Raw genomic sequence first — 11,897 nt, 5'->3', positions numbered from 1 at the left:
GTCGGTCAACCGCTCACGCGTCGCTTCCGGCGACCCACCGGCCCGTGGCGCTGCTGGCTTTCGGCGCGTTCGCGTTCGTGGAGGTGGACCGCGGCACGATGTCCTACGCGCGTCTGCTGGCGAAGGTGGACCGCTACGCCGCCTACCGCACCGCCCCGCCCCCGGGGCGCGGCAACGCCGCCCGGGCGGCGCGCAACCACTGGCAGGAGCACTATGCCGGCCACGCTCTGGAGCAGGCGTTCCCGCCGCTGCTGGTGGTGTTCGCCCCCGCCGCGCGCCTTCGAGCACCGCCCCGCGTCGGCCGAGTCCCGGGTGCAGTGGGCGATAAGCGATGTGATGGCCCGTCGGCTGACGGGCGGCGCGACCCCAGCCTGGCGCGGTGCATGACCGGCGGGGAAGTGACCTTGGGGGCGGTACGGGTACGGCTGGAGGAGCGCGAGCGGGAGATCGCCGCGCAGGCCGAGCAGACCCGCGAGCAGATCGTTCAGCTCACTGCGATGCTGGAGGAGCTTGACAGGGCCGTCGAGGAGGTGCGGATGACACGCAAGACGCTGCTGGAGCTGCCTGAGTCAGGCCCGCCCACGCCGCCGACCGGATCGGAGCGGTCGAACAAGGCGGCCTACCAGGAGATCCTGGCAGTGTTCGCCGAGGCCAGAGGTCCGCTACGCGCGCGAGGCGTATGCGAGGCGATGGACCTGGCTCCGAACAGCATCAACAACGTCCGGATCAAGCTCAAGCGTTTGGCCGGGCGCGGCATCCTGACCGAGCCCGAGCCCGGCCTGTTCACCCTGCCACGACCATAGCCGTCCGCTGTGGTGCCTGGGGCCACTCGTTGCTTTCCACAGTTCAGAGCATGATCAGCGTTTGAGGCGTGTTGGCGCGGCAGGTGCGGGCCAGGGGGCGTAGCCACCTTCGGTCTCGGGCAGAACCGATCATTTGTCCGTTCCCCTGAGTGCCTGGGGCGAGGTGGTGAATCTCCGCCAGACCGGGGCACGGTAGTCGACGCCGAGGAAGTTCTGGAAGTTCCAGTAGACGCCTCCTTCAAGGCGGCCGTACCCATCGCTCGGACGGACGGGACTGTTGAGAGGGTCGTGCTCGTCCTCCCAATCGATGTCCTCGTACCCGGGGTCGTCGATGCTGTAGTGGGTCAGATAGCCCCGGGCATGCTCGATATCCAGATCCAGAGCAGGGAATTGGGCCAGCAGGAGGTCGGGGCGCCCCTGGCACGGAAGATCGCCGAAAAACGAGCCAATGATGCCAGTCTCCTGCTGGAACTGGTCGATCGCTCTGCCGTGGTGGAACAGCTCGCAGCCCCAGAAGTCGTCGTCGTAGATGAAGACCAGCAGCCCCGGGCAGTCGTAGGCACGTGAAACGCGAAGCTGGGCGCGTCGGCGCAGGTCCCACTCCCAACCCCGGGTCCATTGCAGCACCGTCCAGTCACCGCGCCGCTCGTGCAGGGCGTACGAGTCGAGGTTGACGTCGTGAACGTCCTCCCGTTTGAGCGTGTGCTCCTCCTGGTGCCAGAACTCCTCCAACGCGGCGTACACCTGCTCGTGATCGACGCCGTAGAACAGATTGACGCGCTCGAATGTCCCCATGTGTGCCCCCCGAGGCGTGTGGTCGCCGCCAATGGCTGGCGCTCTCGCCTGGCAGTGTCGCAGCCGCCCGGCTGGAGCGGGTGACCGGGTCGCTGGCGACATCGGCCGATGCTGCGGATGCCGAGACCCGCCACGCACCCATGAACTGCACAAACGCGCCTGCCCAGAACGCCCGGATAACCAGCGCAGCTACTCCCTCCGCGGCAGCGAAACGGACATCACCTCACATCCTGCCCTCTACCCGGAGGCCGTGCCTGCCTCCGTTTCGCCCGCCCCGCGAATGCAGGAGCCGCACCGCGCATCTGAACCAGCATCAACCCGGGCGGATCCTCCGGACTACGCCGCCCTGTGAACAGTGCGGAGACGACGCCCAGCCTCTCCGGGTCTGGTTCGAATGAGTCGAACTCGGCGGGGCGGGGGGTGCGCCTATGGGTTGGTCAAACTGCTTGGGAGTGCGCCTCAGTTGTCGGCTGCCGGTTCGGCTCCGAGGTGTGCGTAGATCCAGCCCGCTGGGGCATCGGTGGAGCGGACAGCTTCGTAGACATGCCGAGTGGGGCCCGCTGGTCCGCCGCTCGCTCGCAGGGGCGAGGGTGGCGTCTCGTCCTGGCGGAGGTGCACGATCTTGGTGCGGCCGTCGAAGGGGCCACCGACGACGCGGATGCCGACGGTGTTGTCGACAGTCTCACCAGCGAGCCAGCGATTGACAGTCTTCATGTGCTCGGAGTCTTCGGCGGCCATAAACACAGCGGATCACGGGCGATGCTGGCTGGACAAGAGGTGAACTTCAGGCTGCGGCGACGGACCGGGATTCGTAGAAGGTTTCGTCGCGGAGCATGGCGAACAGGATGTCGGTCCGGCGTCGGGCGAGGCAGAGCAGGGCTTGGGCGTGGTGTTTGCCCTGAGTGATCTTTTTGTCGTTGTAGGTCCGGGAGTCCGGGTCAGCCAAGGCGGCGAACGCGGAGAGGGTCGCTTCCGGTGTCACATCGGAGTTCGAGATCCACTGCTGGGTTATGGGAGGGCGCCGGCTCGTGCGGCGAGGGCGCGGAGGTCGGGTGTGGCGCGTCCGGACATCAGCAGCCCGGAGATCAGGGACCTGACTGCGGGGCGGGAGTGGGTCTCTTGGGGTGCCTGGTCCTCGGCGGCCAGAAGAGCTCGTACGCATGCGTCTTTGCGTCCGCGTTGTGCCAGGGCGGCGGCGACGTCGGTGTAGTACCGGCCCGGCGTTCCACGCTGGGCAGGCTCTGCGGCGGCAGGGCACGGGCCGCGGCCAGGGCCGCGAGGGGGTCGCCGGTGGAGAACTCGGAGGAGATGCGGTGGAGTTGCACGGTGGCGGGGCTGAAGCCGCCGCCGTGGTCACGCAAGGCGGTGGTGCCGCCGAGGCCGCCTGCGATGGCGGCGGCCTCGTCCGTCAGCTCCCGCATCCCCGCCTTGTCCCCTTGTCGTGCGGCGCTGTAGGCGGCCGATTGGATCAGCAGGCCGCGTTCAGCGGCGCCGCTTCGGGAGGCGCGCAGGCCTGGATCGTCGGCGGCGTTGAGTGCGATCGACAGCGCCTGTTCCTCCCAGCCGGCGCGGCGGGCGAGTACGGCGAGGTTGCGGGCGGCTTCTGCCACGGCGAGGGGTGCCCGGCGGCGTCGGCCACCTGGCGTGCGCGGTCGGCCGCCATCCAGCCGAGTTGCTGCTCGTCCAGCTTGATGAGCATGCGGGTCGCGAGTAGGTAGCTCTGCCCGAGCAGGTCAAGGCGATCACCCTCGGTGCCGAGGGCGTGTCCGGCTCGGATCAAGCGCGGCAGGCGCCGGGCGAGGCCGGCGTAGTGGCAGGTGTGGAAGTCGGCGTGCACGCGGGCGAGTTCGATGGGTAATTGCTCGGGGCCCGGCAGCTCGTTGTCCTGGCCGATGCCGAGCATGGCATCCCGTAGGCGGCCGACGAGGAGATCTCCCACGGGCGCGTCCTGACCCGCTACGGGTGACGGGAGCGAGACGCCGGCGGTGGCCGCGGCCGAGATAGCCAGGAATTTCCGTCGCCGCACTGGGTCGTCACCGTCCTCCCGCCGGGTTCCTCCCACCCTAGGGCCGGGAAGGCGGGTAAGGCAGACCTGGGGGGACTGGGTGCCCGTGTCGGAGCTGTGCAAGGGGTGAAGCGGCCGCGAGCCCGAATTCCCTGGGCGGGATGTCGAGCGCGTCGGCGAAGCGTCGCAGCACATCGACGTCGGTCAGCGGCGAAAGGCCCCGCTCGTACCGGGAGACCTGGGAGGCGGAGTAGCCGGTTCGGGCGCCGAGTTCAGCGAGTGTCCAGCCACGTGCCAGCCGCCTGCTGCGGATCAAGTCGCCGGGTGTTCCTGGCCGTTCGGATCGAGCATGTGCCGCGCTGACTGGCATCCACGCCCCCGTCGATCGTCGAGGTGACCCTCGCCCACCGTAGACCGACCCATCGGGTGGTAACAGCACTTTTGCACCAGATGCAAACGGCCTTGCAGCCTGCGGCAGCGCCCCTGCCGCGGCCGGAGTGGGTGCGGTGCTCTGGAGAATGCCACGGCCTGCAGCAGGCGGGCTGGTGCGCTTTCACCAAGGGGTGTGAACGCGATGAGCGTACGCAAGAAAGCAGCCGTCATCGGGCTCGGCCACCAGGCCCTGGAGGACCACGTGCCGGGGCTGGCCGACTCCCAGTTCGCCCAACTCGCCGCGGTCTGCGACACCGACCCCGGCAAGGCCGCCGCCCAGGCCCAGCGGCACAGCGTGCCCGGCTTCACCGACATCCGCTCCCTCCTGAAGGACGTGCGCCCGGACTTCGCCATCGTTGCCGTGCCCCATCACGCCGGGCGTGAGGTCATCGAGGCATGCGCGGCGGCCGGGGTGCATGTGATCAAGGAGAAGCCGTTCGCGACCAGCCCGGCCGAGGCCGCCGAACTGGTCGCCATGTGCGGCACAGCCGGCATCGAGCTGATGGTCACCGTCCAGCGCCGCTTCCACCCGGTCTACACCGCGGCAGTACAGCTTCTGGAGCAGATCGGGCAGCCGTACCTGGTCGAGGGCCGCTACACCTTCCACAGCCCCGACCCTGCCGCCGGCTGGAGCGGCCGGGCTCGCCTGGCCGGCGGTGGAGCCCTGATGGACATGGGCGACCACCTCATCGACCTGCTCATCTGGTACCTCGGCCTGCCCGACAGGATCCTGGCTGACACCTCCACCGCGGCACATCCCGACGCCGACTACGACGCCGAGGACACCGCGCTGGTCCACATCGCCTACGACTCCGGGATGTACGGCTCCCTGCTCATCTCCCGCTCGGCCGGACCGAAGACCGGGCAGCTGATGATGACCGGCCCGCGCGGCGCAGTCGTCATCGAACGGGGCCGGGTGCGTCGCCTCGCCCCGGACGGACAGCTGATCGAGTCACTGACCGGTGAACCGGCCTGGCCCTTCGCCGCGGCGGCGCAGATCGACTGCTTCTGCCGCGTCCTGGACGGCGAGCGGACCAACCCCTCCGGCCCGCCGCCCACGTGGCACACGCCGCGTTCCTGGCCGCCGCCTACGCCTCCCAGATCTCCCGCACGCCCGCCGACCCGAAGGAGTACCTGTGACCGCCGCCGCGCCTCTCGCCCTCCTGGGCGGCCCGCCCCTCATCGACATCCCCGGCCCGCACTTCTCCTGGCCCCCGATCGAGAACAGCGACGTCCAGGCCGTCACCGGCCAGCTGATGTCCGTGGTGTCCATCCCGGACCGCTCCGGCGTCATCGCCGAGCTGGAGGACACCCTGGAGTCCTTCCTCGGAGATAGAGGCGCTGTTCGGGCAGGGTCTGCACCTGCACCTCGAGATCCTCGCCCCCGGCTTCCTCGAGGGCGAGGCGCCGGCGGTGCACCCGGGGCGGGCGTTCATCCACCCGACCTACGACGACGGCGCGGACCAGGAGCCGGGGGAATGTGTTGGGGCCGCGGCCGCCGGCGTCGGTGTCGCTGCTGGCCGCGCTCGGGGACGACGCGACCCTCGCGGCCATCGAGGCCGGGATGCTGCCGTCGCCGACGTGCTGGCGTGGCTGGAGGACGAAGCGGTCGTGGTGTATTCCGGGCCGGGCGGCGCGAAGTGGGAGCGGCCGGTGGGCGGCCTGGTCATCGCCAGGTTCCGGCACTGGGACTCCCAGCACCGGACACCGCTGCTGCACGACCACCTGGTGGTGTCGGTCAAGGTGCTGGGCGCCGACGGCAAGTGGGGCCACCTCGACTCCCGCCGCCTGTACGCGCACGTCGTTGCGGCCGGCGCTCTGTACAACCAACGGATCCTGGAAGAGGTCTCCGCCCGGCTGGGGCTGGCGACCGAGCCACGCACGCCGACGCCGGGGCTGCGGCCGGTGATGGAGCTCGTAGGGGTGCCACCTGAACTGATCCACACTCGGGCTGCGGCCGGTGATCGAGATCGCCGGGGTGCCGCCGGAGCTGATCGACTGGACGTCCACCCGGCAGCGTGACACCGCCGCGCTGCTGGAGCAGGCGGAAGCGGATTACATCGCCGATCACGGCTACCCGCCCACGCCCCGGGTGCGCGATGAAGCGGGCCGCGGACGACAGCCGCCCGGCGAAGAAGACGCCGCTGCCGCTGAGCGAGCTGCGCCGCCGCTTGCGGGCCGACGCGATCCGCCGCTTCGGCACCAAACTGGTCGACGGGCTGCTCGCCCCGTGCCGCCGCGCCGCGGCCGCCATCCGCGCCGCCTGGCCCACCCAGGCCGACACCGGGCCCGGCGGCGTCGATGCGCCCGTCGATGTCGCCGCGACCGTCTACATACACAGTGAGCACTTCCGGCGCCGGCACCTGCTCGCCGAGGCCCGCCGACACCTCGCCCGCGAGTTGCGCGGCCGCCGCGCCGCCCGGCCTGGATGACCAGATCGGGGCCACCGCAATCTGGGAACTGTGCATCGACGTTACCCCGCACCGGCCGTCGGGCCGATGGCCGTGCTTATCCGGGCACACCGCCCATACATACCGCCGCCTGAAAGCCCGTTCGTGTCGCAAAGTCTTCGCTCGCCGAGCCGCCAGGGCATGTTGCGCCGGGCTGTCGGAGATGGAAACGGGAAACGCCACTGATCGTCTTGTCTGTCCGTGTGGGCGTGCCGCACTGTTGCGTGCAGCGCTCCTCGATGTGGACGGACCGTCATGGGAGGTTTCTGTGCCGCACCCGCCCACGCATTTCGGCGAAGCGCTGAGGCAACGGCGTTTGGATGCCGGGATGAGCCTGACGGCGCTGTCCCAGCTCGTGCACTACAGCAAAGCGCAGCTGAGCAAGGTCGAGCGAGGCATCAAAACACCCAGCCGTGATCTCGCCCGTCTGTGCGACGCCGCCCTGGACGCCGGCGGATCCCTGATCGCCCTGACCGCAGCGGACCCAGTGAGCCCAGCCGATGAACCGGACGCGGGAGATATCAACGAGGAGGAGTGGATCATGCAGTTGTCGCCGGACGGCCCGAACGCGTTCCACCCCGTGGGCCGGCGCAGTGTGATGGGCGTCGGCGTTGCCTCGTTGATGACGTGGCGGTCCGACAGCAGCCAGGCCCTCGCCCCCGGCACGGCGGTGGGGATGCTGGACGCGTCCCGTTCGCTGTTCACGCACTACCGGCGGCTTGGCCAGAGCGTGCAGTCCGACCTGCTCTTGCCGGCCCTGATCGCCCAGACCCACACACTGCGGGAGCTGTCCGCCCACGCCGATGCCCGTACCGGGCAGGAACTGCTGGTGCTCGGCTCCCGCTACGCCGAATACGTGGGCTGGCTGGTGCAGGAGACCGGGAACGACGAGGCGGCCTTGTGGTGGACCCGGCGTGCGGTCCAGCTCGCGACCGCAGGTGGCGACCGGGCACTGGCCGGCTACGCCCTGGTCCGGCGGGCACTGGTGACGATGTACCAAGACGATGCCGTGCAGACCATCGCGCTGGCCGCTCGCGCCGACAGCAGCAGCCTGCCGCCGCGGATCCGTGGCCTGGCCGCCCAGCGTGAAGCACAAGGCCATGCCCTTGCTGGCGACCACCGTGCCTGCATGCGAGCCCTGGACCGGGCGCGGGCGCTGATGGACCAGGACCGCGGCGGCGAGGGGCCGGTGATCGGCACCATGCACCTTCCTGATCCCGTCGGGATGGTCACCGGCTGGTGCCTGGTCGATCTGGGCCGGCCCGGGGAAGCCGGTGAGCAACTGGACCGGCAGCTGGCCCTGGTCAGCCCCGATGCGCTGCGAACCCGCGTGCGCTACGGAGTGCGGCGGGCGCTGGCCTACGCAAGCGCCGGCGAGATCGACCACGCCTGCACCCTGGCCTTTCCACTTCTGGACGATCTGACCGCGGTCCGCTCTGCGACTGTCACCACGGACCTTCGGCGCTTGGCCCGCGTTCTGTCCCGCCATGGCGGTCACCCGTTGGTGCGGGCGCTGGCTCCCCGGCTCGGCACACTGACCCGCTTACCCACACCCGCAGACGAAGGATGACCGTGGAAGAGATCTTCATCAACTACCGCACCGGCGACGGGGAGAAGACTGCTGCCCTGATCGACCGGGAGCTCGTGCGCAGATTCGGCAGGGACCACGTGTTCCGCGCCTCCCAATCCATCGCCCCCGGCCAGGCATACCCCGAAACCCTGCTCCAAGGGCTGCGGGGCAGCAACTTGCTGCTGGCCGTCATCGGCCCGGGCTGGATCACCTCGCAGGCCCGCCTGAGCGACCCGCAGGACTGGGTCCGCAAGGAGATCGAAGAGGCGTTCGCCTGCGCGCTGCCGGTCGTCCCGGTCCTGGACGGCCGCAGGATGGAGCGACTCGACAAGACCCGACTTCCGGCGGAACTCGCCCCGCTGGCGGACCTGCAGTCCATTGCGTTCGACACCGCCGACCCCGAGCCCGGGCTCGCCCGCATCCTCGAGGCCGTCGCCGACTTCGTCCCCGGACTGAAGGACCTGACACAGGCCGAGCCCGAGCCGCCCGCACCAGACGCGGTGAGCAACTCGATCCGTGACACCTCAGGACCCTCCGCCCAGGCCGGGGGAGGCTTCACCGGAGACGTCGGCACCGTCATCAAGGACATCCACGGCGGCAACATCCACACCGGCCGCGGAGACATCTACCAAAATTCCCGACACGTCTCGGGCGACCGTCACTTCTCAGGCGACGGAATGACGTACTTCGAGGGGGACAACCACGGCGGCGTCCGCAACCAGTTCGGCAAACCGGACCCGCGCGAGGACGACCAGCAGTGACCGACACCGCCGGCGTCCGCGTCGAGAGCACCGGCGGAACCACCCACGCCGGAACCGGGAACCTCTACAACAACAACTACATCTTCATGGGGCCCCGCCCGGATGACTCGGGCGGCCACGGCCGGCGGCGGCGTGTCGCCGAGGACCAGGCGATCTGGCGGCGTCGGGTGCTGGTCGCCCCTCATAACATGGGTCAGGCCCGCCGGCTGCTTGCCGACACCGGGACCGTCATCCTGGACGGCGCACCGGGCACCGGACGCACCTGCACCGCCCACGTCCTGCTGCGCGAACATCGTCAGGACACCGGTGTCCTGCACGAACTGCAGCCCGAGGAGAACGAACTGCCCCTGCACGACCCGGACCTGGTCGGCTCAGGCGACCAGCTCCTTCTCGACCTCTCCCGGGCCGACAACGCCCAGTGGGAACGCGCCTGTCGGGACTTGCCCGCCCTGCGCAAGACCGTGCACGATCGGCACGCCCACCTGGTGGTCGTCATGCCCCACCGTCTGCCGTTGGACTCCGACCTCCAGCACTACCGCGTCGTGCTCACCGCGCCTGACGCCCTCAGCGTGCTGCGCCGTCACCTGCGCGTCCACGGCCTGCCGCCCAGTGACTACATGCAGCCCCACGGCGCGGTCACCGAGTTTCTTCAGGGGCGGCCGATGCGGGAGATCGCGGCCTTCGCCGACCTGATACGCCGCGCCCGCGAGGCCGACCCGGACAAGAACTTCACGCACTGGTGCGACAAAGCCGTCACCGCGCGCGGCGACTTGCGCCGCAAGGCCGCAAACAAGGCCGCCGGCCTGCGCCAAGCGCCGCAGAGGGCTCTGCTGGTCACCGCCGCCATGCTGCACGGCGCCCACGCCGACCTCATCTACCGCGCGGTCCAGATCCTCCTCGAAATCACCGGTTCTCCCCCCGAGCAGCTCCCGCTGTTGGAACACAAAGATCTCGCCGAGCGCTTCCACGAGATCGGCGCCGAAAGCGATGCCCGTGGCCGTGTGCGGTTCAGCGACCTTGACGACGACCAGGCAGTCCGTACCCACTTCTGGGACCACGTCCCCGGTCTGCGTCCACACCTGGACACATGGACCCTGCAACTGGTGAACCTCAGCGACCGGCACATGACCGAAGAGGTCCGCAGCGACCTGGTGGCACGTCTGGCCGCACAGTACCTGCGGACCGGGCGGAACCTCGACCTCGTGTTCCTCGCCGAGAACTGGGCCGCATCCCCGGCGACCCGGCTGTCCCGGCAGGCCGCTGTCCAGGCGCTGGCCTGCGGCCTGAACGACGCCGGCCAAGGAGCCCGGTTCAGGCAACTGATCTACCACTGGTGCGCGGAGCGGCGCCCCCGAGGCGACTTCACGCACGTCCTGATCGAAGTCTGCGCAGAGGTCATCGCCGCCACCCACCCAGATCAGGCGCTGATCCGCCTGCACCATCTGGCGCGGCGCGAGCGCAGCAGCGCCCGGGCTCTGCAGGCGCTGGACGAACTGGTAGCCAGTAGCCGCCCTCTGCGCCGCCTGCTCCTGCACCGCCTAGCACGCTCCGAACCCACCCTGCCAGATCTCGCCATTTTTCTGCAGATCAGCGATCCGGAGCCGCTGACTCAACCTGGTGCCACAACGCCGCTCGTGCACGAGACCGGTGTCCGGCTGTCCCTGACCGCCTGCTGGCACGCCGTGCTTGGCACACTCCCGCGCACGCAGTGGCATCCGCACGCCGAACGCTGGCTGCACCACGTCGCACGCGAAGAGCAGAACAGCGGTGAGGTTCTCCTCGACGTTCTCGTCGGCGCAGCCCAGCGCTGCCAAGGCCGGAGCGGCAGCGTCTTCGCCGCCCTGTACGCCAGCGCCCGCGACGCCGAACGCTCCGCCGACGGCCAGCCCCAGCGCTCTGCCGCCACCACCGAACTGCTGCTCAGCAAGATCCGCGCCGCCCAAGGGCTCGGCCCAACCATCTCCGCGACCGCTTCAGCCAGGGGGAGTCGACCATGACGACCGCACGCAGGACGACGACCGTCTTCCTCACCGTCTTGTGCGGCCTGCTGGCGACCATCGCTGGCCTAGCGCAGCAATGGCCCGCGTGGGCCTGGGCGGTCCTGGCCGCACTGCTGATCGCCCTCCCCGCCCTCCTCTTCAGAGCTGCCTCGCTGCGTCGCGGCCCGATGCCCGTCAGCTTCGAAGAGCAGCGCACCGCAGCCCCGGTGGAGCGCAACGAACATCGCATTAGCCACGTCGCGCTCCCCAGCCAGTGGGCCGACTACGACTTCGTGTTCTCGGCGACCGTACGGTGGTACCTGCTGTCGCCCGAGCCGGGCGACCTCATTCTCAACCCAGCGGGCCTGGCCGTCGAGGCCGTCCTGGAACGTGCCCGCGCCGTCACCGAGAAACGCGAGCCGACCCGCCCCTCACTCCTGCAACACGAACTCAGCGGTGTGCTCAGCAGGATGCTCCCGGACCTGACCGGACACCTGCAGGCCATGGCGGAGGACGTCACCGTCACCCTGCTCCAGCCGGACCAGGAGCGGCTGGACAAGCTCGCCGATGTCCGTAAAGACAAAGCGGTCTGGGAGCACCAACGCACCTACGAGCAGAGCAAACGGCAATACCTGGGCGAGGACGTCCTCAAAGATACCGGCAGTGCCGTGGTGTGGTGGCTGGCCAAGCATGACGAACACGTCGAGAAGACGGTCACCGACTTGGGACTGCTCGCACAACTCACCTCAGCGGCCAACGACAGCGACATCCCCGAACGGCTCCAGCACCTCGTAGACGAACAACTCGGCCACCCCGCCCCTGCACCGTCCACGATGCCGGATCCCCTGCCCGCTGACCCGGACCCGCAGCCCGCCGACCACCTCGCTGACTTCTTCGACTCGATGGGCTACACAGCCGGTGACGTCCGGCGGTCGTTCCTCGCCAAGCAAGTCGCCGACCTCATCCGAGCCCAAGACCAGGACGAGGCAGCCGACGACGTGCAACGCCGCTTCGACCAGCCGCCGTCCTTCCCCGCGGACACTACAGAAACACTCCACGACATCGAGAACGAGGCCGGCCACCAGCCGGAATCCTGACCACG

13 protein-coding genes and 1 pseudogene are annotated in these 11,897 nt (G+C 69.6%); 8 read left to right on the top strand and 6 right to left on the bottom strand.

What is annotated here, in order from left to right; all coding sequences use genetic code 11:
- Positions 1 to 44 precede the first annotated feature (44 nt).
- Entirely contained in the window at positions 45 to 803 is a 759-nt protein-coding gene (locus C4U44_RS42835; protein ID WP_235032435.1) for a replication-relaxation family protein, read from the top strand.
- A 129-nt stretch (positions 804 to 932) separates the two neighbouring features.
- Here the strand turns inward: C4U44_RS42835 and C4U44_RS29220 are convergent, their stop codons facing one another.
- From C4U44_RS29220 to C4U44_RS29205, 6 genes and pseudogenes are all read right to left on the bottom strand, one after another.
- Positions 933 to 1,598 (bottom strand): hypothetical protein, encoded by a 666-nt coding sequence (locus tag C4U44_RS29220; RefSeq protein WP_103889055.1) that lies wholly within the window; start codon positions 1,596 to 1,598, stop codon positions 933 to 935.
- 459 nt (positions 1,599 to 2,057) lie between these two features.
- A complete protein-coding gene (locus C4U44_RS41245; RefSeq protein ID WP_146088375.1) occupies positions 2,058 to 2,312 on the bottom strand; it encodes a hypothetical protein in 255 nt (84 codons plus the stop codon).
- Positions 2,313 to 2,382: 70 nt separating this feature from the next.
- A pseudogene (locus tag C4U44_RS29215) lies at positions 2,383 to 2,562 on the bottom strand (IS110 family transposase); the annotation flags it as partial.
- A gap of 121 nt (positions 2,563 to 2,683) precedes the next feature.
- Positions 2,684 to 3,019 carry a hypothetical protein gene (locus C4U44_RS42830; RefSeq protein ID WP_235032434.1) on the bottom strand — a complete coding sequence of 112 codons (336 nt, stop codon included), beginning with the start codon at positions 3,017 to 3,019 and terminating at the stop codon, positions 2,684 to 2,686.
- A gap of 47 nt (positions 3,020 to 3,066) precedes the next feature.
- Positions 3,067 to 3,537, bottom strand: coding sequence for a hypothetical protein (locus C4U44_RS42825; RefSeq protein WP_235032433.1), 471 nt, complete (start codon positions 3,535 to 3,537; stop codon positions 3,067 to 3,069).
- A gap of 124 nt (positions 3,538 to 3,661) precedes the next feature.
- Complete coding sequence (locus tag C4U44_RS29205) at positions 3,662 to 3,973, bottom strand: helix-turn-helix domain-containing protein (protein WP_103889054.1); 312 nt, start codon at positions 3,971 to 3,973, stop codon at positions 3,662 to 3,664.
- 204 nt (positions 3,974 to 4,177) lie between these two features.
- Between C4U44_RS29205 and C4U44_RS29200 the strand changes: the two genes are divergently transcribed.
- From C4U44_RS29200 to C4U44_RS42820, 7 genes are all read left to right on the top strand, one after another.
- On the top strand, positions 4,178 to 5,371 hold the full coding sequence (locus C4U44_RS29200) for a Gfo/Idh/MocA family protein (protein WP_200823447.1): 1,194 nt from the start codon (positions 4,178 to 4,180) through the stop codon (positions 5,369 to 5,371).
- Positions 5,372 to 5,448: 77 nt separating this feature from the next.
- Positions 5,449 to 6,057: a relaxase domain-containing protein gene (locus C4U44_RS41700; RefSeq protein ID WP_265737349.1), complete on the top strand. Its 609-nt coding sequence runs from the start codon at positions 5,449 to 5,451 to the stop codon at positions 6,055 to 6,057.
- Positions 6,058 to 6,134: 77 nt separating this feature from the next.
- A complete protein-coding gene (locus tag C4U44_RS29190) occupies positions 6,135 to 6,467 on the top strand; it encodes a hypothetical protein (protein WP_103889052.1) in 333 nt (110 codons plus the stop codon).
- A 286-nt stretch (positions 6,468 to 6,753) separates the two neighbouring features.
- The gene (locus C4U44_RS29185; RefSeq protein WP_103889051.1) at positions 6,754 to 8,055 is read left to right on the top strand and encodes a helix-turn-helix domain-containing protein; all 1,302 of its coding nucleotides are present in this window, start codon (positions 6,754 to 6,756) and stop codon (positions 8,053 to 8,055) included.
- Positions 8,056 to 8,057: 2 nt separating this feature from the next.
- Positions 8,058 to 8,816 carry a toll/interleukin-1 receptor domain-containing protein gene (locus C4U44_RS29180; protein ID WP_103889050.1) on the top strand — a complete coding sequence of 253 codons (759 nt, stop codon included), beginning with the start codon at positions 8,058 to 8,060 and terminating at the stop codon, positions 8,814 to 8,816.
- Complete coding sequence (locus C4U44_RS29175; RefSeq protein WP_103889049.1) at positions 8,813 to 10,813, top strand: hypothetical protein; 2,001 nt, start codon at positions 8,813 to 8,815, stop codon at positions 10,811 to 10,813. Before C4U44_RS29180 ends, C4U44_RS29175 begins: the two co-directional genes overlap by 4 nt.
- Positions 10,810 to 11,892, top strand: coding sequence for a hypothetical protein (locus C4U44_RS42820; protein WP_235032431.1), 1,083 nt, complete (start codon positions 10,810 to 10,812; stop codon positions 11,890 to 11,892). The genes C4U44_RS29175 and C4U44_RS42820 overlap by 4 nt, the downstream gene beginning before the upstream one ends.
- Positions 11,893 to 11,897 lie beyond the last annotated feature (5 nt).

This window comes from Actinacidiphila yanglinensis (assembly GCF_900107965.1).
Classification (GTDB): domain Bacteria; phylum Actinomycetota; class Actinomycetes; order Streptomycetales; family Streptomycetaceae; genus Actinacidiphila; species Actinacidiphila yanglinensis.
This window is presented reverse-complemented; position numbering and strand designations above follow the sequence as displayed.

What these genes read in the sequence shown, in the direction of transcription:
- C4U44_RS29220 (WP_103889055.1), bottom strand. Translation starts at nt 1,598, where the DNA reads ATGGGGACATTCGAGCGCGTCAATCTGTTCTACGGCGTCGATCACGAG.
- C4U44_RS41245 (WP_146088375.1), bottom strand. Translation starts at nt 2,312, where the DNA reads ATGAAGACTGTCAATCGCTGGCTCGCTGGTGAGACTGTCGACAACACC.
- C4U44_RS42830 (WP_235032434.1), bottom strand. Translation starts at nt 3,019, where the DNA reads ATGCGGGAGCTGACGGACGAGGCCGCCGCCATCGCAGGCGGCCTCGGC.
- C4U44_RS29205 (WP_103889054.1), bottom strand. Translation starts at nt 3,973, where the DNA reads ATGCCAGTCAGCGCGGCACATGCTCGATCCGAACGGCCAGGAACACCC.
- C4U44_RS29200 (WP_200823447.1), top strand. Translation starts at nt 4,178, where the DNA reads ATGAGCGTACGCAAGAAAGCAGCCGTCATCGGGCTCGGCCACCAGGCC.
- C4U44_RS29190 (WP_103889052.1), top strand. Translation starts at nt 6,135, where the DNA reads ATGAAGCGGGCCGCGGACGACAGCCGCCCGGCGAAGAAGACGCCGCTG.
- C4U44_RS42820 (WP_235032431.1), top strand. Translation starts at nt 10,810, where the DNA reads ATGACGACCGCACGCAGGACGACGACCGTCTTCCTCACCGTCTTGTGC.